The following is a 22,874-nucleotide window of genomic DNA, read 5'->3' on the forward strand; positions in this document are numbered from 1 at the left end:
CCCGCGGAGCGGGTACCACATCGCTGCGCGATGTGCAAGCGAACACCCGCGCTGCGCGCGGGTGTTGCGCTCCCGCTCCGCGGGAGCGCCGGCGGGACGCTGCGCGTCCCGCTCACCTCGGTTGCTGCGCAACCGGGGTGACGCTCCGTCCGCTGCGCTCCCGGAGCAGTGTGGGCTACGCCCACGCGAGGTAGCTTCCGCTGCGCTCCAGCTACAAGTGGCGCTGTGCGCCACCAAAGCCGGCATCGCTGCGCGAAGCCGGCCAACGGGCCTTGCGGCCCGGGCGGCAGCTAGGTGGGCCGCCTGCGTCGTGCAGACCGGTTGGCTACCAGCAGCCAGATCCACACGAGAACCATGCCGGCTGACACCAGGATGCGGCCTGTGCCATCACCATCGACTATCCGCCACACCAGCAAGCCGATGCCCAGGCAGAGCATCGGCCAGTAAAGCCACGGCCCCCAACTGTTGCCCGGCCTCGCCCATGACGGCGGAACGTAGGGCTCGGAGCGTTTCCTCATGCGCGCCCCCTCCTTCCTTGCCTGCAGCTGCCATCAAGCGCGCCTCTCCCCGGGCTAGATGCCGAGGCGGGCAGTCTGGCTTCCGATCAGATCTGCGCCACCAATATCCATGTGGCGATCGCCAGGAAGAGCACCCCCGTAACCCGCTGCATGGCGTACCCCTTACTGGTGGGCTCGGTCGCGTCCGGGTCCTTCACCCATCCCCGCTGAAGGTTCCTGTTCGCCTTCCAGAGCAGTTGCGGACGTGTGACTTGAATGAACCCCATGATCAGCAAGGCGCACAAGATCGGGATGAAAACCGGACTGCCGCCGCCATCGGAGGCAGCCTCCATTACCGCATCGCGATTCATGCATCTGCGGATGCCCTGACATCGCCTCAGATAACGGACAGCGCCCCCTCGGCGGATCCACTTGCTTCTCCGCCGCCCCACGATCCTTCCGGCTGCGCCTCCAGGAGCGGCGGCCCGCCGACACGGGCAAGGCTGGGTGCGAGGGGTGCTCGTGACTATCGGGCTCAGGCGTTCGCGTGGCGAGAGGCGAATGCCTGTCGCGGTGCAGCGTGATGCGCCGGCCTGTTTGCTGTGGCGGCCTGGAGGCGCCTCAGCCACAGGGAGGCCGTGAACAGCAGGCCGGTGAACACCGCCAGGAGAAGTACGGAGACCCACATCTGCCGGCTTGCGGGATACGCCCATCCCGTCCAGGCCGCGGCGGCCGCCCACAACAGGACCCCTACCGCGTAGAAGGCACGGACCTGACGCAGCTGGCGCTCGGCCCGCAGGGACATGAGGTGATCAGTCTTGGGTGCCATGCCGGCCCGTGTACCCCGAACCGCGCTATCCAGTGGGCTTCGTTTGATGCCCTTCAGGTTTCGCTGCCCGGCTTCCATGGCCTACCAGCCGGTTCGGGCGGCTGAGGACCATCCAGGGCGCTGCGGAGTTTCTCCTTGAAGCTTTTCGGCGGGGCCTCCTTCTCTTCCTGTGTATGCATGAGCCGGGCAGTGGTCACCCGTATGTGACACTCGCGGTGCCGCTGCCTGAGGAGCACCAGCCAGGCCCCGTCCTGGGTGAGGAAAGCATGCCGGGCCGGTTCGTCTCCCGGTCGGGCATGCCGAGCGAGCACTCCCGGCATGTAGTTCAGGGCCGCATCCTCGGCCGCGGCGGCGGCCTGTTCCTGATCTCCTGCGATGTGCTGAGTGGCCGCCAGTTTCCAGCGGTGCAATCTGAGTTCAACGCCGTCGGCGCGCTTGGTCTCTCGTGTGTCCTCTTCGACGAGGACGTACCACTCGGCGGTCATGGCGGGAGCCTATCTTCCCTCCACTGGCCGAACCGCGACCAGCCGATTGATGCAGCATGTAGAGTTGACGAAAATGTAGGACACCCTCACCGCTTGGACGGTGCGCAGCGCAGGCCGTCCAGAAAAGGGAAGCCGTATGTGGCCTGCTCGGGATGTGCCGCGGGATCGGGTCCGGCGTCAGGCAAATAGCCTGGACGGTGCCGTTGCGCAGCGGGTCGCAAAAGCCGCTGCGCGTGAGCGTGAGACAGCGGATCAGTCGCGGCGGGGCGATTCCTTCTCAGAGTTCGAGAGGGACCCGGAGCGGCTGGCTGACACCTGGGCGGCCAAGCATGTGGAGTGGCGGCGCGTCAGGGACTCGACGGCTGCAGCCGGCTTGGCGCGTACGAGGCGAGACAGGGGATCCAGGGCTCGGACTGGGCTCGGGAGCACGAAGATCAGAGTTCAGGTCCTGGCGCCACCCGCCGAGCGGGGCATGGTGGGCGAAAGACGGTACGGTGTCCGTCCCTTTCTTTACACCGTCCCGGTGATTTCCTGCAACGGTCGTAGATAGAGCTTGAGGAGGGGCACTAAATGCGGGGTATTCAACTCCGGGAACATCAGGTCGACCAGAAGGCTAGTTTCCGTTAGTGGGTCGGATTCTCTGCAAGGTCATCTGTGCCCCCTCAGGGAGCCCGTGGCACGATCGTGTCAGCTACCGGGTCCGGCAAAACGAGCATGGCCGCCGCGAGCACGCTGAACTGCTTCCCCGAAGGCCGGATCCTCGTGACCGTGCCGACCCTGGACCTGCTCGCACAGACCGCCCAGGCGTGGCGGGCAGTCGGCCACCACTCCCCCATGATCGCGGTGTGCTCGCTGGAGAACGACCCAGTGCTGAACGAGCGGACCTGACGCCCAGCGCCGCCCATGAACCACCTCTGGCTCGGTGCACCGACTACCGGCACTACCGTCGGATCATGGACTGGAACTTCCCCGACGACGACATCTTCTTCTGCGGCGGGTGCGGCGACGACGACACCCCCGACCCGCGGGTCCCGCGTCAGGACAAGGCCCTGTGCGTCCGCTGCGACAGAGTCGAACGGCAGGTCCGCCGATACCGGATCACCGTGCCGCGGAGGAACGCGATCATGCGCTTCCAGCGCGACGTCTGCGCCCTGTGCCAGGAAGGCCCGCCGACCGACCACTGCCCCGATGCCGTCAGCTTCTGGCACATCGACCACGACCACCGCTGCTGCCCTCCCGGCGGCTCATGCGGGCGGTGCGTCCGCGGCCTCCTGTGCCTGCCCTGCAACGCCACCCGCCTGCCCGCCTACGAACGCCTCCCCAACGTCCTCCGCGACAGCCCTCGCTTCAACACCTACCTCAACAGCCCACCCGCCCGGCACCCCGAAGCCCGCCCCACCGCCAGGGACCATGCAGGCCCCCGCGACGCATCCAGCTACCTCATCGACGCCTTTTTCACCGCCGCGGACCATCCCGAGGGGAACGCCCTCAGCTCCTGAACGCCGCTGTCCTCCCGGGCGGCGGCCGGCAGCCACGGGGCTTGGTTCGGGCTCGCGACGTTCGCCGTCCTGAGCGCAAGGCCAGAAAAGCGTCCTTGGCGAGCAGCAGGGCGCGGTGGCGGTCATGCCGCAGCTGCTGCGCCAGCCGATCCGAAGACGTCGTCGAAGCAGTGTGCTTGCTCCGTGCGTACGAGGTGGAAGGCACCGCTGCGGTGGCGCAAGGCGTGAGCGGTGTAGTGGACCACCTCCGCCGGCGTGAGGACCTTCAGGTCGCCGAAGACGTAGTACAGCGGAGTCGGAGCGTGGGCCGCGGTGAAAAAGAGGCCGGCGGTCACGGTGTCGGCGCTGACGGCGTAGCGGTCGGTGTCGGTGCTGGGCATGCGGTCCTTGGCGTCGATGGTGATCAGGTCGGCGCCGCGGGCGGCGATGAGGTCGGGGAAGTGCCGCAGGGCGGAGCGGGTCCGGCGCAGGGCTTCCCGTACGGCGGGCGGGTAGGTGCCCTGTCCGCAGGGCTGGACGGTCCAGCCGCGGGCGCGCAGCGCGGCCGCCACCCGACGTTCGTGCATGTCGCCTATCGCCTGGCGGTCCTGCCACTGCGTCACTCGGGTTCCCCCTGGGGTAAGTGCCACGATCCCTGTGCGTGATACGAAGGATTCATAGTTCGTCCTACCCTCCTGAAGGCTATGATGCTCCTCATGGCGGCATACGTTGACCCACGCTTTCGTCCTACGCTATGGCCTGGAACGCCCGTGCCGACACCGGAGTTGATGCCTCTTCGCGGAGCGCGGGCCGACGGTGAATGGATCGTCTGGACCCCGCAGGTCCGCTCCCGCTCGCACACGGTCCCCGTGCCGGAGGACTTCTACCTGCGCGAGTTCATGGAGGTCGACCCTGAGGACCTCGACGCCGTGGCCGCCCTGATGGGCGCCTACGGACACCTCGGCGGGAGCATCAACACCGGAAGCTGGGACGTCGACGTCTACGAGCGCCTCAAGGAGCTCACGGAGCGCGAACACCCCCGCGCGCCGTTCGCCCTGCACGGCGAACTGGCCACGCTGTTCATGAGGGAGGCGCAGGCGGCCATCACCACCTGGCTGGCCCTGCGCCGCGAGGGCGGGCTCGACGCGCTCATCGAGCCCGAGGTGTCCGAGGAAGAACTGGCGCAGTGGCAAGCGAGCAACGCTGATCTTGAGGAAGCGTGGCCGCGGGACCTGGACCACCTGCGCGAACTCTCCCTGGAGATCAGGATCAGCAACCTCGTGAGCGAACTGAACGCCGCGCTGAAGCCGTTCAGCATCGGCATCGGCGGCCTGGGCGACCGCTACCCCACCATCCTCGCTGTGGCGTTCCTCCAGCTCTACAACCACCTCGCCGAGGACGCCACGATCCGCGAGTGCGCGAACGAGACCTGCCGCCGCCACTTCGTACGCCAGCGCGGCCGCGCCGCATACGGGCAGAACCGCACCAGCGGCATCAAGTACTGCACCCGCGAATGCGCCCGCGCCCAGGCCCAGCGCGAACACCGCCGGCGCCGCAAACAGCAGACCACGACCCTCCAGCAGCCGCCGGCGCCTGGTCCTCAGTCTCACGACACCTCAGAGCCGACTGCCGAAGGGCGCTGACTGATGATCAGCCTGCGAGAACACCAGGTGGAAGCGAACGCGCGCATCCGGGCGTGGGCGGGATTCCCCACGAGGTCACCGGTACCGGCGCAAGGGCTGCGCGGGACCGTCGTCTCCGCGACCGGCTCCGGGAAGACGATCACCGCCGCGTGGGCCGCACGGGAGTGCTTCAGGGGCGGACGGATCCTCGTCATGGTCCCCACGCTCGACCTGCTCGTGCAGACCGCCCAGGCGTGGCGGAGGGTCGGCCACAACGGGCCGATGGTCGCGGCCTGCTCGCTGGAGAAGGACGAGGTCCTGGAGCAGCTCGGCGTGCGGACCACCACCAACCCCATCCAGCTCGCACTGTGGGCGGGGCACGGGCCGGTAGTCGTGTTCGCCACGTACGCCTCACTCGTAGACCGTGAGGATCCCGAGGACGTCACGGGCCGGGCGAAGGTACGCGGTCCGCTGGAGGCCGCTCTGGCCGGCGGGCAGCGGCTGTACGGGCAGACGATGGACGGCTTCGACCTCGCCGTCGTCGACGAAGCCCACTCAACCACCGGTGATCTCGGGCGGCCGTGGGCGGCGATCCACGACAACAGCCGGATCCCCGCGGACTTCCGGCTCTACCTGACCGCGACCCCGCGCATCCTCGCCTCCCCCCGCCCGCAGAAGGGCGCGGACGGCCGGGAGCTGGAGATCGCGACGATGGCCAGCGACCCCGACGGCCCTTACGGTGAATGGCTGTTCGAGCTCGGGCTGTCGGAGGCCGTCGAGCGGGGCATCCTGGCCGGCTTCGAGATCGACGTGCTGGAGATCCGCGACCCCTCCCCCGCCCTCGGGGAATCGGAGGAGGCGCAGCGGGGCCGGCGCCTGGCGCTGCTGCAGACCGCGCTCCTGGAGCACGCCGCCGCGCGCAACCTGCGCACCGTCATGACGTTCCACCAGCGGGTCGAGGAGGCCGCCGCGTTCGCGCAGACGATGCCGCAGACGGCAGCCCGGCTCTACGAGGCCGAGGTCTCCGCCGAGGCCCTGGTCGACGCCGGGGCCCTGCCGGAGTCGTCGATCGGCGCGGAGTTCTACGAGCTGGAGGCAGGCCGCCACGTACCCCCGGACCGAGTGTGGGCGGCGTGGCTGTGCGGTGACCACCTCGTCGCCGAACGCCGCGAAGTCCTGCGCCAGTTCGCAGACGGCCTCGACGCCGGCAACAAGCGCGTGCACCGGGCGTTCCTGGCCAGCGTGCGGGTCCTGGGCGAGGGCGTCGACATCGTCGGCGAACGCGGTGTGGAGGCGATCTGCTTCGCCGACACCCGCGGCTCCCAGGTGGAGATCGTCCAGAACATCGGCCGGGCCCTGCGCCCGAACCCCGACGGCACGAACAAGACCGCCAGGATCATCGTGCCCGTCTTCCTCCAGCCCGGTGAGAACCCAACCGACATGGTCGCCTCCGCCTCGTTCGCACCCCTCGTAACCGTCCTCCAAGGCCTGCGCTCACACTCCGAACGCCTCGTCGAACAGCTCGCCAGCCGGGCGCTGACCAGCGGGCAGCGGCACGTGCATGTGAAGCGGGACGAGGACGGGCGGATCATCGGCACCACCACCGAAGGAGAGGGCGGGCAGCACGAGAGCGAGGGCGCAGTCGAGTCAGCACTGCTGCACTTCTCCACCCCGAGGGACGCGACGACGATCGCGGCGTTCCTGCGCACCCGGGTGTACCGGCCCGAGTCGTTGGTGTGGCTGGAGGGCTACCAGGCCCTGCTCCGCTGGCGGAAAAAGAACCACATCACCGGCCTGTACGCCGTCCCGTACGACACCGAGACCGAGGCCGGCGTCACCAAGGCATTCCCGCTGGGGCGGTGGGTCCACCAGCAGCGGCGCACCTACCGTGCGGGCGAACTCGATCCCCACCGCACGACCCTGCTCGACGAGGCCGGGATGGTGTGGGAGCCCGGCGACGAAGCCTGGGAGAACAAACTCGCGGCCCTGCGCTCCTTCCACCGCGCCCACGGCCACCTCGCCCCCAGACGCGACGCCGTATGGGGCGACGCCGACAGCGAACTGGTCCCGGTCGGGGAACACATGGCCAACCTCCGCCGCAAGGACGGCCTCGGCAAGAACCCGCAGCGCGCCGCAACGCGGGCCACGCAGCTGGCCGCGATCGACCCCGACTGGAACTGCCCCTGGCCACTGGACTGGCAACGCCACTACCGCGTCCTGGCCGACCTCGCCACCGACGAACCCCACAGCCGACTCCCCGACATCCAGCCCGGCGTGCAATTCGAAGGAGACGACCTCGGCAAATGGCTCCAGCGACAACGCCGCAGCTGGGCGGAACTCTCCGAGGAACAGCAGCAACGGCTGACCGCGCTGGGCGTAACACCCGCCGAACCGCCCACACCGACCCCGTCCGCGAAGGGTGGGGGGAAGGCAGCAGCCTTCCAACGCGGTCTCGCGGCCCTCGCACAGTGGATCCAGCGCGAGGGCGCCCACAAGGTAGTACCAAGAGGACACGTCGAAGCCGTCGTCATCGACGGCCAGGAACACCAGCACAAGCTCGGCGTATGGATCTCCAACACCAAAACCCGCCGCGACAAACTCACCCACGACCAGCGCACCGCACTCGCCGCACTCGGAGTCGAGTGGGCTTAGCAGCAGGGTCTGCCTCAGCGGTTGGTGTTCTCCTCTCGGATCATCCGTCGGAGGCTGGTGCGTGCTGCCGCCAGGTCTGTTTCCAGGGTGCCCACGCGAGCCGGTGGTTGTCGTCGGTGGCCTGCTGGAGGCTGTCTTCGAGCCGTTGGTTGTTCCGGGTGAGTTCGTCGACGCGTTCGGTCAGGTGCCCGGTGTCGAGGGCGTCGAGTTGCTGCCCAAGCTGGCGTTTCCGTGAGCACCGACGCACTCCCCCGGACGCGGCCGTGGCGCCGTGGGCGGCGCAGCAGCCCCCGTATCTTGCCCCGCACCAGTTCAGTCTCCTGCCGCTGCCCGAACTGCTGCGCTGGGAGGTCCTCTACGGTCTGCAGCAGGTGGACCCGTGGCTGCGGATCTTCGAACCTGCGCAGGTCCGCCGCATGGTGCGGGACCTGGCTGAGACCGGCACGCTCATCGACGGCATCAGGGACCAGCAGATGTGCCCTCGCTCCACCGTTGCGGTCTTGCGGATGCTCGGCCGCGTGCGTACGGCGGTCCGTGCGGGCCATGCGGAGTACACCGGCACCGCGCCGGCACAGGACGACGTCCTGGATCTGCGTGCGCTCGGCCAGCGCTCCCGCACCCCGGCCGGTATCCGGCAGCCCAAGACCGTCGATCTGCGCACCATCCGGCAGCCGTGGCTGCGCGGCCTGCTGCGTACCTGGACCGTCCAGCAGCGCCCGGGAGCGGACGAGTTCGCCCGCACGCTGCGCGGCGTGGAGCTCGCCTCCCGGGCTCTCGCGCAGCGCCCGGGAACCGACGACCCCGCAGGCTTGCGCTACGACGACGTCACCGCCGTGGTCGACGCGATCCGCACGGCACTGAAACGGGACGGCGAACCGGCCGGCTGGAACTACCGCATGTCCATCGCCAGCCACTTTTTCGCCTTGATCGACTACGGCCACCGCTCCGGAGCCGCGGACGACCTCTCGGCCGCCTTTGTCCGTGACCCCGCCCTCCACCGCATCCCTGAGCAGGAGGCCAACGAGGACGAGATCGGCAAGGCGATCCCCGAACCGGTGATCCGCCAGCTCGACGCCCACCTCCACCTCCTTGGCCTGGGGCGGGCCCGCGGCCAGCGCACCCTCGCCCCCGACGACCTGCAGCTGATGTACCGCACGCTGTACATCCTGCTCAGAGACACCGGCCAACGGCCCCTGGAAGTCCTCTCCCTGCCCCGCGACTGCCTGGAGACCCGCAACGACCAGATCTCCCTGATCTGGAACAACCACAAGGCCCGCCGACACCGCCGACGCCTGCCCATCACCACGTCCACCGCCCAGGCCATCCGTACCTGGCAAGAACGCCGAGAACAGCTCCAGGCCAGCCTTCCGCCCACCGGCGCCGACTACCTCTTCCCCGCCCTCACCCACCTCGCCACCCGCCCCTACCTGCACACCAGCTACCTCGGCGAGACCCTGCGCGACTGGGTCGACTCCATCCCCCACCTGCACGGCGAAGGCACCGACACACAGGGCAACCCACTGCCTTTCGACCGCTCCCTCATCTACGCCTACGCCTTCCGCCACTCCTACGCACAACGCCACGCCGACGCCGGAACCCCACTCGACGTCCTGCGCGAACTGATGGACCACAAGTCCGTCAGCACCACCCAGCGCTACTACACCGTCTCCCTGAAACGAAAACGCGACGCCGTCACCAAGCTCGCCGCCCACGTCGTCGACCACCACGGCCACCCCAGCCCCAGCTCCGAGACCGCCTACGAACTGCGCTCCGTCGCCGTCCCCTACGGCGGATGCACCGAACCCAGCAACGTCAAAGCCGCAGGCAGCTCCTGCCCTATCCGCTTCCAGTGCGCTGGCTGCGGTTTCTACCGCCCCGACCCCTCCTACCTCCCGGCGATCGAACAGCACATCAACGAACTGCGCGCCGACCGCGAAACAGCCCAGGCGATGGACGCCGCCGAATTCGTCATCACCGCCTTCACCGCCCAGATCACCGCCTACGAGCAGGTCACCGACCGTATGCAGCGCCGCCTCGCCGCTCTCCCCGTCGCAGAACGCTAGGAGATCGAGGAGGCCAGCACCATCCTGCGCAAAGCCCGAGCCGGCAACACCCACACCCTCCTGCCGCTCACCGTCGTCTCCAGGACCGGCCCGGCATGAACCCCCGCGGCAACCCGCACACCCTCGCCCAGGCCCGCCACCGCACCAGCCTCGACAAACGCCAGCGAGCCCTGACCGCGCTCACCACCCTGGAACAACAGGGCGAAAAGATCACTCACACCGCGGTCGCCCGCACCGCCGGCGTCTCCACATGGCTCACCTACGCTGAAGGCATCCGCGAGCACATCGAAGCCGCGCAACAACGCCAGCACCCCACCACCCCCTCGCCCGCCCGCACCCGCAGCACCACCGCCACGCTGCGCACAGAACTCGAGCTCGCCAGGCAGGAGATCCGGACCCTGAGGGAAGACAGAGACCGGATGAGGAAGGCCATCCAGCGCTGCGCATGATGCCGGCACAGGCCCCGGCCGTACAGGCCCGGCAGCGGGCAGGCGGGAGCCGGGCAGGCAGGGGTATCAGCATACGGGACGGCGGTGTCCTCCCACCGGCCGGCGGTCTTGCGGGTGGAATGGGTTTTCCACTGGGTGTAGTGCGTGGCGCACAGTTCCTTGCAGTGGCGGGGCCGGACACAGCGCTGCCCGTCCTTCGTGAAACTGCACGGCTCCGGAACACCACCGAAGGCAACGCGGTTACGCACCGGCACGAAGGCCCGCGCGAACTCCGCGTCGGGCAGCGGCGACCGTTTCTGCTCCTCCTTGCAGAAAGGGCAGAAGATGTTGGCCGGTGAGACCACGGTGTCGCACGCCTCGGTACGGCACAGCGCAACCGAGCTGCGCGGCTCGTGGACACTGCCGGTGAACAGCCAGCAGTCCTGCCGCCATTCACTGGTCCGCCAGGCGGGATCGAGATGACCTCGCAGCCACGCAGCCCATCCCCCGCCGTCGAGATCCCCCGCGTTTTCGGCGCGCGGTGCGGGCAGCCGCGACAGTGCGGACGAGATGCTGCTCATCGGCGCTCCTTCAGAGAACCGACGCGTTCGACCGCTGCCCGTGCCTCGGCGTCGTTGACGTGCCGGTAGCGCTCCATCGACAACGGGGAGGCGTGGCCCAGGAGCCGCTGCACCACATCGCGGTCGACGCCGTCACGCAGCCAGCGGGTCGCCGCCGAGTGACGCAGCATGTGCGGACGACGCGCATGCCCGAGAGCAACGACGCCAAAAAAGCCACCGCCTCCGCCTGCAGATCAAACGAACCGGCGTCCACCACCACCCACCGCACCACACCGGGCACCGGAGAAACAGCACGCTCCGCCACAAATTCGGCATCCACGTGACAAACACAACCACCGCCCGCAGAACGGCGTACGGCACACGCTCACTGGCCATCCCCGCAGGCGACAACCCAAACAAACATCCCCCACCGCTGGCTCGCCCCGAGATAACTCTCGGCGGGGCCAGGACCAGGGGTCAGTGGGGTCAGCGCTCGTTTTCCAAAGCAGCGGTCAACCCGTAGGCACCTGCTTGCGAGAGCCTGTCGATGACGTCCAGGCAACGGATCCGTTCGGCCTGCCGGCTTTGCCGATAGAGGCGGAGGACTGCCGAGACCAGGTGGTGGCCGTCCGCCGCACGATGGGTTCTGAGGTCGCCGAGCTCCCTGCCCGCGTGCTGAACGATGCGTTCGCAGGCATCAATAGCGACAGTGGGAAGGGGGCCAGCGTGGTCGTAGAGAGCGAAGGCCAGATGTTCGAGGTGGTCGGGGAACGCCTTGCCATCGAGGAACGCTCTGACGAGTTCGTCGGCTTGCGCAGGAAACAGGTCGAACACCTGCCGCATGCCCTGGGAGGCGTTCTTTCGCACGTCGGCGTCATCGTCGTTGAACAGCGGGACAAGGTGCGGGTAGTGGTCGATGTTGTCGGCGAAGACCGATGCAGCCCCACGGCGGGCGAGGGCGTTGAGTTCATCCGTGCTGTTCGGAAGGTCAGGGGTGAGGCATCCCTGGATGGTGGCAACAGCCCAGGACTGGCCGGCAAGTTCGGCCGTATCGCCCGGCCCTTGGAGGGCTCGAGCGAGGTGGGCAGCGAAACGTGACGGTTCACGGACCAGTATGTTGATGAGCAGCCGTTGAGTGGTGGAGGCGTTGTAGGCATTGGCGTCCTGGTGGTTCAGGAGTTGCTCGGTGGTGTCCAGCGCAATCTGAGGGTCATGCTTCATCAAGGCCAGCACGGCCTGGGCGGCACAGACTCGGACAGCGAGCACAGAGTCGTTGGCGAGGCGGGTGACCAGGGGTGTCAAGGCGTGCAGGTGCTCACTGCCGTGGAAGAGCAGGGCTGCAACGGTGAGCGCTGCCTGGCCGCGGGTGGCGTTCATGCCGGCGGTCAGCAGATCCGTTCGGGTTCCCTCGGCATCGGCGTCGCGGATGTCCTGCTCGGGGTGGGGGTCCGTGGTGTAGCTGTCGAGGGCTGGCAGCGAAGCAGCAGTGAAGTTCTGCGGCGCCGACTGCAGGGCGCGGCAGATCGTGGGCGCGGCGGCGGGGCCGAGGATCTGGTGAGTGTGGAGAGCCAACTGCTCCCAACGGTCGGCGTCCAGATGAGGCGTGACCGCTCCCACGATCGCGCACAGGTAGGTGGCTGGTGCGTCCGGGCCAAGCGTGAAGGCGAAGTCGGTAAAGCGCTCGGGTTCCTGCTCCGCGCGGCTGCCCAGGGTCTGAGCAAGTTCGTGAACGCCCCCCTGAGGCGGCCAGAACCGCTCGGCCTGGGGCTTGGCGTACATGTTCAGAGCTCGGTGCCACTGTTCATTGGTCATGTGCCGGGCCGCATGGTCACTGATCGGCGAGCCGACGAACCCAGTCTGGATTGGTGTCGGTGGCGACGGGACCTGGCCAGGGAACTTGCGTTCCCATTCGGCGAGTCGGCGGCATCCCGCGTCGCTACGGCGCGAGGGGCAGATTGCCGACAGCAGCTCGTACTGGCTCCAGCCCCAGGCGCTGTGCTGCCCCTTCTGCCGTCGGTGTTCCCACGCCGGGTAGTAGTCGAGCAGCATCGCGGTCAGACGTTCCAACGTCTCGTCACTGCAGTGAGGCGTGGTTGCCTCGATGAGTTCACGCGAGGCCCAGCGCGCACTGCTCAGCCAGCCCAGGCGCAGGTTGCGTTCATCGTTCAGGAGCCAGGCGATCGCCTCGTCTGCCTGATTCATGACGGCGTAGACACGGCAGGCGAGGAAGCGCAGCTCTTGAACCGGTGAGGGAGTCAGTTGCTGCAAGGCGTCCGCAGCGGCAGCCGGGGAGTTGGCAGCCAGGGAGCGCAGTGCAGTGTCGAGGGCGGTCAGCAGTGCAGCGTCGACGCCGTGGCCGCCCACAAGGCGGTGAGCCCAACGGCCGCTGGGGGCATAGGCGTCGGTGCCCCCCGTGCTGCCTGCCGTAGCCACGTCGATGACAAAGGGCAGGACCTGGCTCACGTAGGCTTCCGGCTCGGCCTCCGCGATGCGGGAGAGGACCGTGTCGGCAAACTGGGAATGCGTTGACAAGTGCCCGGATTCGAAGGGGTCGCCGGAGTCATCGGCGCGCGCTCGGGCAAGGTGACGCCACAGATAGGCGCCTACAAGGCGCGCAGCGGGAGCGGGAGCGGTCTCGGCCAAACCGTAGAGGAGTGACCAGAAGTCACTGTTCACCGCGATGGGTCCACGCGCCTCGTCCGCATGTCCGCTCTCGATCAGGTCGACGGCGAGGTCAATAAGGCCGGGTGTGAGCGCCCACTCAATCAGCCGCAGAAGCCGCTGTCCCCACTGTGGCGTGGTGCCCGCATACGGTCGTACCAGCTCCGCAACACGGCTCGGGTCGGTGGCGCGCGACGGCCAGCAGTTCAGGGAACGCAGCATCGGCGGTCCGCGGCGTGCCCAGCCAGCGTTCCCACCTCTGATCGTGGTCGGCGGCGTCGAACCACTGCGGCAGGGCGAGCAGACCTCGTACCTTGCCCGCCACAGGCGTCTGACCCCAAGCGACCGGTTCGACGGCCTTCCAGTCAGGCAGCGCGGCATCGAACTGCCCGAGGACCGCGATAATCACATCATGCAGGTGCGGGCGGATCCGGTCGGAGCCCAGAAGCCGGCCCACTGTGGCGCGGAAACGTTCAGGGTCTGTGCCAGCAAGGTGTTCGAGGATCTGCCGGGTCTGGGCGCGACGGAACAGGTACTGACCTGAGTTGGCCAGGAACTCGTGGATGTCCTCTCCGGCGGAGATGAAGGACCGGGCGAAGAGGAAATCGAAGTAAGTCTCGTGGAAGAACCCGATCTGTTCCCCGTCGCGCACCAGCACACCGTGCGATTCGAGCACCTTGATGTGCTGGCGGGCAAAACCGTCGAGGAGAGCCATGGGTGCCTGGAGGGTTTCGCGTTCGCTCATGGAGGCGCACAGCGTGCCCGTGATACCCCGCCAGTCCAGTGCGGCGACCTGTCGCTCGATCTCCTCGCGTCGTTCATCGGTGTAGCGCGCGTACAGCTCCTGCAAGGTCCGGTAGGAAGCGGCCCGTGCGGAGGACGACAGACGGCTGAAGACCGACAGGTGCAACGGAGTCCGCAACAGCTCCAGCGTCACCGGCCCCAAGCCGTCGGGATCCGTCCCGCTGGCGGACAGCACAGCCCGCACCTGTTCCACGTCCAGCACGCTGAGGGGGAACCGGACTGTCCGGACGCGGTCGGCGACCAGGTCGGACAGCCTCCGGTCATTGTCGATGTCGATGGTGCGGGCCACCAGGAGCACCTTGACGTTCGGGGCGACGACCAGCTGTGCGAGTACGTCCTCCACGGCCTCATAGGCATCCGACATCCTGCCGTTGTAGGTGCTGACCGCATCCAGCTGGTCAATCACCAACAGCGCCGGCGCTTCGTCCGCGACCCCAGCCAGCAGCACCGCCGGCGAGTCCGGCAGGGTCATCCTGACCCCCAGGTCCTTGGCCGTCTGCACACTCGCGTCGGCGCCGTCCATCCGGACCGCGGCCGCCGGCCATCCCTGCTCGGTCAGCCGGACCAGGACGTCGGTGACGACCGCTGACTTACCCAAGCCAGCGCTGCCCTCGCAGACCACCATCTGCGGGCCGTCCTCAGCCACCAGGCGCTCGTACAGCTGCTCCACATGCGGACGAGCGGCCATCCCGAACGCGGGCTTGTCCCGTCGCACGCGCCGCACAAAGCGCTCGACCGTCCCGGCCAGGGCCGTGAGCGTCCCGGTGTCACCCGCCAGCAGACGTGGGCGCACCCCCGGCACGGTTAGAAGATGGCTGCGGATCTGGGAGCCGGTGAGACGCTGGTGCAGGTGCTCGTCGAGATAGCCGCTCAGCTGCCTGACGATCACTTCCGGGTCCCCGACAAACAGCAGCTCATACTCGGAGACCACCAGGCGGCGCAGTGCCTCTGGTGGGATGTGCTCCACGTGCACGGCCTGCAGATACCGCCAGCCGACCTCCCGGTCGACCGGCATCCCGTTGTCGGACCAGTTCTCGAGTACCTGTACAAACTGGGGAATCTGGGCCTTGGTGATCATGCCCTCGAACTCGGCGAGTGTGTCGGCGCCCCGGGCCCGCTTAGAAAGATCATGCAGTTCAGGGGCCCCCGTGGACAGCACAAGGCGCACCTTCTTGCCCCCCGCAAGATGCCCCGTGACCGCCTCGAGGATCTTGCCCGCAGCGCTCAGGGTCCACGGCCCCTTCGAGGGGACGTCCTTCACCTGCTCGCACCAGGTGCCGTCGTCCGCCTCGAGCTCGAACTCGATCCCGGCGCCCGCCGGCCCCGGGGGTTCCAGACGAATCCCCGTCGCCCGCCCCCGCAGCAACTCCGCCACCCTCAGCGCGGTCCACCAGTCCTCGTACCGGTTACCCGCCTTATCCGCAGCCCCACCCGCCAGCCCCACCCAGCCTCACTCCCCCAGGACATTCCATCGGTTCTCACCCTTTCGGAACCGCGCCACGCGACCCTACTCCCACCAACTGACAAACACTCAGAACATTACAAAACAGCCAAATCATGATCTTCTACAACTTCAGGCTCCACCACAACTGTCGGACCGCACGGAAGATTTCAGCGGGCGTGACTGTGACCTGGGCACTGAAATCTTCCGTGCGACGCCTTGGGGTGGCGCTAGCGCACCGATCGCTTCAGGTGACCGTGACGTCTCTTCTCCTCTTGTCCTGCGTGGTGATGGTCAGCGCTTTACGCGGCTGCGGACGGCAAGGACGGCCAGGCCGAGGAGGACGGGTTCGGCAAGCCGGGAGGTCATCTCGGTGTAGGTGCCGGTGGCGGTGAGGTCTTGTCCGGAGGAGCGGAAGATCACTGAATTGATCACTACCCGCAGACCCTTCTCCAGCCGTTCGGTGGTGACGCGTTCAGTCAGTGGACCGGAGGGGTTGACCGGGGCGGGGACGTCGGTGGTCAGGAGGACCTCCTGACCTACCGCGACCTGGCGGCCGGTGGTGGTCGGCTTCGGGTCATCGGCGGGCAGGCCCCACAGCACCATCACCGCGATCGTGGCGGCCATGGCCGCCACCAGCCAGGCCAGTGTTCGGATGGCGCGCAGCCCGTACCCGGACAGGGCCCAGTAGGCGGTCAGCAGTGCCCGTTCCCCCCAGGGCCGCGTGACGTCATGGCGGCGCATCTCGGACTCGCCGTAGTAGAAGTCGGCAGCGTCCGGCTCGTTCTTGCCGTCTTCCAGCGACTTTCGCAGTTGCCGGTACAGCGCCGCCACCATTGCCGGCTTCAGCACGGGGGCGTCCTGCGGCGAGGTCCAGCCCCGGGCGACGGCCCGGCCGGGGCGGCGGGCGGTACGCACTCGCCAATGGTGTTCCTCTACCAGTGTGTTGCGCTGGCTCGACGGCCAGGAAAAGGGTCGGCCCCAGCCAGCGGGAACGCCGGCGAAAGTGCACCAGCCGTCCACCTTCAGCTGGTCCAGGTGGACGACTCCGGCGAACCGGCAGGCACTCAGGTCGATGTCCTGCAGCGCCAGGTGCGCGGCATCCACCCCATCCACCGACATCAGACGCACTCCGGGCTCCCGGCCGGACAGCTCTGCCTCCGACAGCGAGACAGATACTCGGCTCCGAAGGGCGTTCGGGCGGGCGGCAACTGTCACGGGGTACTCGAAGACAGCGTCCCTCAGGTCCAGCTCGGCGTAGCGCAGACGCAGCGTGGCGGTCGATGCCCACCGGGTGCGCACACAGCTGACCTGATGGGCGGCAATCTCCACCGTCACCGGCTGCCCGAACACCGCACCGTCCATCACCACCTGCTTACTGCACACCAGTGGCCCCAGGAAGGACGACATCTCGAACCGTGCCCCGTGAAACCTGGCGTCGCCGGAGAAAGTTGCCCCCTGGAACGAGGTATCGCGAGAGAAGGTGGTTCCGTCGAACCGGGCGTCCTCGGAGAATTTCGCATCGACGAATCGCGCGCCAGCGGAGAAAGTTGCTTCGCTGAACCAAGTGCGGGAGAAGCGCGCGCCGATGAACCGGGCTTCGCCGGAGAAAGTTGCTCCGGCGAACGAGGCTTGGTCGGAGAAGGTCGCTACGTCGAATGATGTGCGGCAGGAGAAGGTCGTTTTCCCGAACCGAGCGCCATGCGAGAAGGTCGCGTTCTCGAACTCGGTCTCGCCGGAGAAAGCAGCTCCGTCGAACCGGGCGTCCTGGGTGAAGGTTGTTTCCCTGAACTGGGCCTTGCGGGAGAAGGTTGCCCCGTCGAACCGGACCTCGCGGGAGAAGGTTGCTCCATTGAACCGAGCCTCGCCGGAGAAGGTTGCCCCGTCGAACCGGGCCTCGCCTGTGCGGGGCTTACCAGTGGTGGGGTCACGCAGGGCGGCGAGGAGCTGGTTCAGCAGATTAGGGGTGAAGGGAGTGCCTCGGTGGTCGATGTCGGCGCCGGGTGACAGAACTGTGAGGTAGGCGGCACGGTCGGTGTCGTCCAGGTGGGCTAGGCAGGCGGTATGACTGCCGACGCGGAGGCCACGGCAGCCGACCGGATCCTCTGGAGTGGCGTCATGGGCACAGTGTGGCCACGCAGGTGGAGTGCTCGACGGCGTAGACGGCGTAGCAGACGGCATGCCCTAGGGACGCGCTGGCACCATCGGACAGTTGCAGGATTCGGTCGCAGCGAAGCTAACCCCTGAAAACTCCGATGCGTTACTGAAGGGCGCACTGAAAAGAATCATGCGCTACTGAAATCTTCGGTGCGGTCCGACAACAACAAACGTGCCTACCGAACCGCCCGCCCTGAGATAAAAGGTCTTCGGGCTCATGATGAAGAGGCAATCGAATTGCTGGCGATTCCGCAGGAGCCGCAGAAGGACGTCGCGCAGCCGTCCCAGCACATCGGTCCGCCGCCCGAGGAAGGCGAGGACGAATCACGGTTGCTGCTCCGTTTCGCAGCCCCGCGTGATCCGGTGATGGTCGCGGACTGGGTGTCCTTCAACGTGATCGACACCGAGAAGCAGGACTGGGCCCGCGGCTGGGCGGCACTCAAGAAGTTCACCGAACGTGAGCAGCACGCCAGAGTCCCCTATGGGTACAAAGAGGGTGCTTACCCTCTCGGGCAATGGGTCGCAGAACAGCGACGCGCATACGGGGCGGGGCAGATGACCGGCCAACGCGCCCGGCGGCTGGAGCAATTGGGCATGGTCTGGTCACCGGCCGATGAGCGATTCCAGGAGAACCTGGAAGCGGCCCGCGCGTACTTGGAGGAGCACTGGACGCTGTGCGCGCCCCGCTCCGCGACCATGCTGGACCGGCCGGTGGGGCAGTGGCTGTCCAACCTCCGCCGACCCGGCGCCCTGGAAGGACACCCCGAGTGGAAGACGGCGCTGGAGGCCGTGGACGAGGATTGGAACCCGTCGTGGCCGGCGGAGTGGCAGCGGCACTACGCCGCGCTGCGCGATCTGGTGGCCGACGAAGAGGGCCAGGCCGACGTCCTGCCGGGCTTCACGGTCCACGGCATGGACATCGGGAAGTGGCTGGCCCGGCAGCGGAAGCCCGAGGTCTGGCAGGCCCTGACGGACGGGCAGCGCGAGCGCCTGGAGCAGCTCGGCATCGTGCCGCTGGCCCTGGAGCCGGAGGAGCCCGCGAAGCCGTCCGCGACGCCCGTGGGGGCCTTCGAGCGGGGCGTGGCGGCCCTGGCGCAGTACAAGGCCCGGGAAGGCTCTGTGACGGTGCCCAGGGCCCATGTAGAGCGGCTGGAGGACGGCACCGAGGTTCGGCTTGGGGTATTCCTGACCCTCGAGCTGGTGCCTCTCCCAGCGCCAGTGGGACCGCCTGCGCCCTGTACCTGACGGCCGTCAGTGCCTACCACTGATCCGGCGATCATCGCCCCTGCCAATTCCCGGTCCCGTAGTCACCTCCCCGCCGCCTCGGCTGTCGAGAACGTTTCGACCTGCCTACGTCGTTGCGGGCCGTTTCCGAGTGATTCTGGTGCCGCTGTCAGGCGAACTGTTCAGCGACAGTCGAAAGTTCAGCTGCGCTTCAAAAGGTCAAGTGCGCAGGCATCTGTTCTGTAGCGCCGCATGGCGGAAATCGTTCGATCGGGCGTGCTGTGGCGAGTGGTTGCACGAACGCTCGGACGGATGTTGCCGCGGGTGCGGCCGATCGGTGGACTTCGCGGACCGCGGCAGTGCGGCGTGCTGTCCACACCGCCGCGCATCAACGCCCACACACGTTGTGTCGGGCAACCAGGACGACTCGTTTTCCTCAACGCGATGCATCACACCGTACTGCGGGTGACGACGGTGGAGCCGCGTGACGCATCGCGGTCGGACGCCGAGGTGAGGCCCTTGCCCGATCCCGCCGTCACCGCCGATGACCTCCCAAAACACCACAGCCGCGCCCTGCGCACCAAATTTTTTGCCTATCAGGAAAGTTCAATCACGAACTAATCACGTTCCGTACCTTCGCGGCAACCATGCAGGTCCTTCACCGGTCACCCACGCGCAAACACAGCAGAAACCCGTGGGGAGCACCATGAGCCAGCAGCAGTACCCCCAGCCCCAGCAGCCCGGCCGCAACGGCCTGGCCACCACCGCACTCGTCCTCGGCATCATCGCCGTCGTAGTCAGCTTCATCCCTGTCCTCAACGTCGTCGTCTGGCCGCTCGCGATCCTTGGCATCGTCTTCGGCGCCATCGGCCTCTCCAAGGCGGGCAAGGTCCGCAAGGGCAAGGGCGCCGGCATCACCGGCCTCGTCACGTCGGCCGTAGCGATCATCATGTTCTTTGCCATGAACGCCCTGTTCTTCTCCGCCGTGGACAAGGCCAGTGAGGAGCTCGACAAGTCGTACGACTCCACCACCGTCGGCGACGGCAAGTCCAAGACCGGCGGCGCCAAGGAGTCCAAGGTCATGAAGGACTTCAAGGTCACTAAGTGCGACGTGGTCACCGGCGACTTCGGCATCAAGGAGATGGCCATCCACGTCGACTACGCCAACAACGGCGACCGCCGATACTCGTACTTCGTAGAGGGCGAGGTCCTGGCCGACGGCAAGAAGGTCGACGACTTCATGTCAACCGCCGAGAACCTCGCCCCGGGCCAGAAGTTCACTGACAAGAACGCTGGTGCGCTGGTGAACGCGGACGAGATCAAGGACGCCAAGAAGCTCGAGTGCAAGACCATCAACGCGTCCCGAACTGACTTCTGATCGCTGACGTCGCATGACGCCGACCACCATCTGCAGGCCTCGCCGCGCACCCCGCAGCGGCGGGGCTCGCTGCATCATGGAGACCATGGAGTCGCAGCGGCACGGGCGCCGGCCGGACTGAAGCGGGGCGGAGACATGAGCGCAGGCCCGGCCGAGGGCCGGGCCGCGCGCGGGGAGCGGAGCGAGTCTCAATGACGGAGTCAAGCCGCTTGCGTGGCAGGCGGGGATAGACACGCAGACAGAAACAGATCAGGCAGGTGCTGAATCCAGTGCCTGCCTGATCTGCTGTTTCGGCTGTCGGGTGGCGGGATTTGAACCCACGACCTCTTCGTCGGTTACGAACGCCCCAAGTAGCCGCACCGTCGGGTGTCTGCGCACTGAACAAATCAGTGCGCAGATCCTCGATTCCAGCTGCGCAGAGAAGAGTTCAGTGCCCAGGTCAAAGCCTTGGGCGCTGAACTGTTTCCTCTCGTCCGACACCTGAGCGGCCGCCACCTCGCGCGGCAGCTCGCCGGAGCGGCGGACCTGGAGGCGGTGGGCCCGCGATGATCCGCCCGCGCTTAGCCCCGTGTCCGGCGCACCGACGGGGCCGTGACAGGCGCGACCATCATCACGGTGGCGCCCGGCCCGGGGATGCCGCTACGTGCCGTGCCGTACGGGCGTACCCGCGAGGCGGTGCTGACGGTCACGGCGACTTCCGGCCTGCTGGTAGCTGAACGAACCAGTGGGCGAGGTGTCGACGCTGCCGCGCTCGCCGCTCTGGCTGCGGACCCCGTGAGGCGGACCGGTGAGGGGGAATGCCGCACCAGATGCTGCGACTTGATGCCCGAGCCGACCGCTGCCGGGGAAGCGGCGTTGAAGCAGCCTTCATGCCCTGTTGGGCTGTGCCACCAGCGGTTCATCCCCGTGCCGCTGCCACCGCCCGCACGGCGTGCGCCCTGACGAGCCCGCCGTGCGGGCGGCCCCGCGAGACAACTCGACTTCCCTTGCAGAGGCAGGCAGGCGATGGCCCACGCGCAGGTCCGTGACGTCCCCCACACCACAAAGGCGCCGGCCCGCGCACCACAGCCGTTCCCCCTGCCCGCACCGGCCGACGACCCGGAGCTACCGCGCACCCCGCCGACCTTCCGGGACGTGCTGCGCCACCGATATTGCGGCCGCCTGCTGATCGCCTCGGTGACCGGACGCTTGTCACTGGGCATGGCGCCCGTCGCCCTGATCCTGGCGGCGCAGGCGGACGGCCACTCCCTGGCGAGCGCCAGCCTGCTGGCCGGTCCGGGTCATGCTGCCCGCCGATCCCCTGCTCGGCACCGATCAGCAGGAAGTCGTGGCGCGGCTGTGGAAGCGGCAGCAAACCGAGACGGGATGGGCCTACCTCGTGGGGCTGCCGTCCTACCGAGATCGCGAGGACGGCGATGTGGAGGCGGCGGCGTACCGGGTATGGGTGCGCGCTCCCGACCACGTCCGGCCGGTCGACGGCGTCGACTACGACCAGGTCGTCACCGAGAAGCTGGAACGGTCACCGCAGTCGGCGGTCCGTGAGGTCCTCGGGGAGCGCCGGCCTTCGGGGTGGGTGCTTGCGAAGCTGCGCGACGGCCGCGGCCCGGCCCGCTCCGTCCTGCACGCACCGGACTGCGAGGAAGCACCGGCGGGGGCGCCGCTGCTCGATATGGACCGCGCACTGGACTCGGCAGAACACCCGGGCACCCGGCTGTGCACGCTGTGCGGAGCCGCGCAGGAGCTGACACCTCTGCTGCGCGGCTTCGACCACATCACCGACTCCGCCCCCGACGACTCCTGACCCTGGCCGCCGCACCGTCGGCGGCCCTGGCGCGGCGGCCCCGCCCGGCGCGCAACACCAGCGAACGCGCCCCGATCCCCTCGCCCGCAGCCCGGGACCTGACCCACCACCCACCTTCCTTGTTCTTCCTGCTGTGGGGCGTGGTCCGGGGGCGTAGAGGGGATGTCAGAGGCCCGACCACGCCCGTACGGTGGGGGTGACCTGCACGGATGCGGCGGCGCCCGTGAGGCTCGCGCAAGAGAAGTCGCAAGAGATGCCGCAGGAGAAGACGCAAGAGTTGGCGCAGGAGATTTTGCCGCGCGACAGACCGGAGCGCGGTTCGAACAGCAGTACCTTTGCCTGGCGGCTTCGTACGACTTCCCCCAGGACCTGACCGACGCTCAGGACGAACTCCGTCAGGTCCGCGCTGATCTGCAGACGGTCTACCGGCGGGTGCCGTGGTCGGCCGAACCGCTGGACGCGTGGGAGACGCACGAGAACGCCTGGCGGCCCTCATCCCGCCCTGCCTCCCCCGGCTGGGGCCCTCAGGACGCGGCGGAGATCGCCCGGCTACGGGCGCGGGAAGTCGAACTCGCCACGGCGAACGTCACGCACGCGTACTGGAGCGAGTTCGCTCCGGCCCACGTCCTCGCGGCCCGTAACGCGCTCAAGCGCCACCAGGAGCAGCAGATGGCCGACGCCTCCAGCTAGCCGCCGACCACTTCCCCGGCCGCCGCACCGTCGGCGGGCCTTGGCGCGCCCGCCCCGCCCGGCGCGCAACCCGGCGAGGGCGCCCCGATCCCCGGCTGCGTCCG

The 22,874-nt window shown here is 68.0% G+C and carries 19 protein-coding genes and 1 pseudogene; 12 read left to right on the top strand and 8 right to left on the bottom strand.

Going from position 1 to position 22,874, the window contains the following annotated elements:
• Window positions 1-604: 604 nt before the first annotated feature.
• From SAVERM_RS00450 to SAVERM_RS00460, 3 genes are all read right to left on the bottom strand, one after another.
• Window positions 605-868 carry a DUF6199 family natural product biosynthesis protein gene (locus tag SAVERM_RS00450; protein ID WP_237528682.1) on the bottom strand — a complete coding sequence of 88 codons (264 nt, stop codon included), beginning with the start codon at window positions 866-868 and terminating at the stop codon, window positions 605-607.
• Between the two features lie 164 nt (window positions 869-1,032).
• Window positions 1,033-1,326 carry a hypothetical protein gene (locus tag SAVERM_RS00455; protein ID WP_037651945.1) on the bottom strand — a complete coding sequence of 98 codons (294 nt, stop codon included), beginning with the start codon at window positions 1,324-1,326 and terminating at the stop codon, window positions 1,033-1,035.
• Window positions 1,327-1,379: 53 nt separating this feature from the next.
• Window positions 1,380-1,811 carry a hypothetical protein gene (locus SAVERM_RS00460; RefSeq protein ID WP_010981437.1) on the bottom strand — a complete coding sequence of 144 codons (432 nt, stop codon included), beginning with the start codon at window positions 1,809-1,811 and terminating at the stop codon, window positions 1,380-1,382.
• A gap of 570 nt (window positions 1,812-2,381) precedes the next feature.
• Between SAVERM_RS00460 and SAVERM_RS39020 the strand changes: the two are divergent.
• Together SAVERM_RS39020 and SAVERM_RS00465 are read left to right on the top strand one after the other, a co-directional pair.
• Window positions 2,382-2,690, top strand: a pseudogene (locus SAVERM_RS39020) (DEAD/DEAH box helicase family protein); the annotation flags it as partial.
• A 74-nt stretch (window positions 2,691-2,764) separates the two neighbouring features.
• Window positions 2,765-3,310, top strand: coding sequence for an endonuclease VII domain-containing protein (locus SAVERM_RS00465; protein ID WP_010981439.1), 546 nt, complete (start codon window positions 2,765-2,767; stop codon window positions 3,308-3,310).
• 122 nt (window positions 3,311-3,432) lie between these two features.
• Here SAVERM_RS00465 and SAVERM_RS00470 read toward each other — a convergent pair whose 3' ends face one another.
• Window positions 3,433-3,912 (bottom strand): hypothetical protein, encoded by a 480-nt coding sequence (locus SAVERM_RS00470; protein ID WP_037651948.1) that lies wholly within the window; start codon window positions 3,910-3,912, stop codon window positions 3,433-3,435.
• Between the two features lie 165 nt (window positions 3,913-4,077).
• Between SAVERM_RS00470 and SAVERM_RS00475 the strand changes: the two genes are divergently transcribed.
• The 5 genes from SAVERM_RS00475 to SAVERM_RS44035 all read left to right on the top strand — a co-directional run bounded on the left by SAVERM_RS00475 (window position 4,078) and on the right by SAVERM_RS44035 (window position 10,075).
• Window positions 4,078-4,932, top strand: a complete 855-nt coding sequence (locus tag SAVERM_RS00475) for a CGNR zinc finger domain-containing protein (protein ID WP_042494090.1) — start codon at window positions 4,078-4,080, stop codon at window positions 4,930-4,932.
• 3 nt (window positions 4,933-4,935) lie between these two features.
• Window positions 4,936-7,563: a DEAD/DEAH box helicase gene (locus SAVERM_RS00480; RefSeq protein ID WP_010981442.1), complete on the top strand. Its 2,628-nt coding sequence runs from the start codon at window positions 4,936-4,938 to the stop codon at window positions 7,561-7,563.
• 103 nt (window positions 7,564-7,666) lie between these two features.
• Window positions 7,667-7,798, top strand: a complete 132-nt coding sequence (locus SAVERM_RS45190; RefSeq protein ID WP_255253769.1) for a hypothetical protein — start codon at window positions 7,667-7,669, stop codon at window positions 7,796-7,798.
• A gap of 28 nt (window positions 7,799-7,826) precedes the next feature.
• Window positions 7,827-9,626, top strand: a complete 1,800-nt coding sequence (locus SAVERM_RS00485; protein ID WP_242432120.1) for a tyrosine-type recombinase/integrase — start codon at window positions 7,827-7,829, stop codon at window positions 9,624-9,626.
• A gap of 95 nt (window positions 9,627-9,721) precedes the next feature.
• A complete protein-coding gene (locus SAVERM_RS44035; protein ID WP_052082438.1) occupies window positions 9,722-10,075 on the top strand; it encodes a DUF6262 family protein in 354 nt (117 codons plus the stop codon).
• A gap of 556 nt (window positions 10,076-10,631) precedes the next feature.
• Here the strand turns inward: SAVERM_RS44035 and SAVERM_RS39025 are convergent.
• From SAVERM_RS39025 to SAVERM_RS00500, 4 genes are all read right to left on the bottom strand, one after another.
• Window positions 10,632-10,805 carry a tyrosine-type recombinase/integrase gene (locus SAVERM_RS39025; RefSeq protein WP_010981445.1) on the bottom strand — a complete coding sequence of 58 codons (174 nt, stop codon included), beginning with the start codon at window positions 10,803-10,805 and terminating at the stop codon, window positions 10,632-10,634.
• 295 nt (window positions 10,806-11,100) lie between these two features.
• On the bottom strand, window positions 11,101-13,494 hold the full coding sequence (locus tag SAVERM_RS00495; RefSeq protein WP_370628411.1) for a hypothetical protein: 2,394 nt from the start codon (window positions 13,492-13,494) through the stop codon (window positions 11,101-11,103).
• On the bottom strand, window positions 13,376-15,523 hold the full coding sequence (locus tag SAVERM_RS45665) for an NACHT domain-containing protein (RefSeq protein WP_010981447.1): 2,148 nt from the start codon (window positions 15,521-15,523) through the stop codon (window positions 13,376-13,378). Before SAVERM_RS45665 ends, SAVERM_RS00495 begins: the two co-directional genes overlap by 119 nt.
• Window positions 15,524-15,814: 291 nt before the next feature.
• Window positions 15,815-17,701: a pentapeptide repeat-containing protein gene (locus tag SAVERM_RS00500; RefSeq protein ID WP_010981448.1), complete on the bottom strand. Its 1,887-nt coding sequence runs from the start codon at window positions 17,699-17,701 to the stop codon at window positions 15,815-15,817.
• Window positions 17,702-17,827: 126 nt separating this feature from the next.
• Between SAVERM_RS00500 and SAVERM_RS00505 the strand changes: the two genes are divergently transcribed.
• The 5 genes from SAVERM_RS00505 (at window position 17,828) to SAVERM_RS00520 (ending at window position 22,770) form a co-directional block, all read left to right on the top strand.
• Window positions 17,828-18,922, top strand: coding sequence for a helicase associated domain-containing protein (locus SAVERM_RS00505; RefSeq protein ID WP_010981449.1), 1,095 nt, complete (start codon window positions 17,828-17,830; stop codon window positions 18,920-18,922).
• Between the two features lie 231 nt (window positions 18,923-19,153).
• Window positions 19,154-19,522, top strand: a complete 369-nt coding sequence (locus SAVERM_RS42095) for a hypothetical protein (protein WP_137951134.1) — start codon at window positions 19,154-19,156, stop codon at window positions 19,520-19,522.
• Window positions 19,523-19,607: 85 nt separating this feature from the next.
• Window positions 19,608-20,279, top strand: a complete 672-nt coding sequence (locus SAVERM_RS00510) for a DUF4190 domain-containing protein (protein WP_037651949.1) — start codon at window positions 19,608-19,610, stop codon at window positions 20,277-20,279.
• 1,282 nt (window positions 20,280-21,561) lie between these two features.
• On the top strand, window positions 21,562-22,080 hold the full coding sequence (locus SAVERM_RS00515) for a DUF6233 domain-containing protein (protein WP_010981451.1): 519 nt from the start codon (window positions 21,562-21,564) through the stop codon (window positions 22,078-22,080).
• Window positions 22,081-22,512: 432 nt separating this feature from the next.
• Complete coding sequence (locus SAVERM_RS00520; protein WP_237528684.1) at window positions 22,513-22,770, top strand: hypothetical protein; 258 nt, start codon at window positions 22,513-22,515, stop codon at window positions 22,768-22,770.
• Window positions 22,771-22,874: the final 104 nt, after the last annotated feature.

This window comes from Streptomyces avermitilis MA-4680 = NBRC 14893 (assembly GCF_000009765.2).
GTDB lineage: Bacteria > Actinomycetota > Actinomycetes > Streptomycetales > Streptomycetaceae > Streptomyces > Streptomyces avermitilis.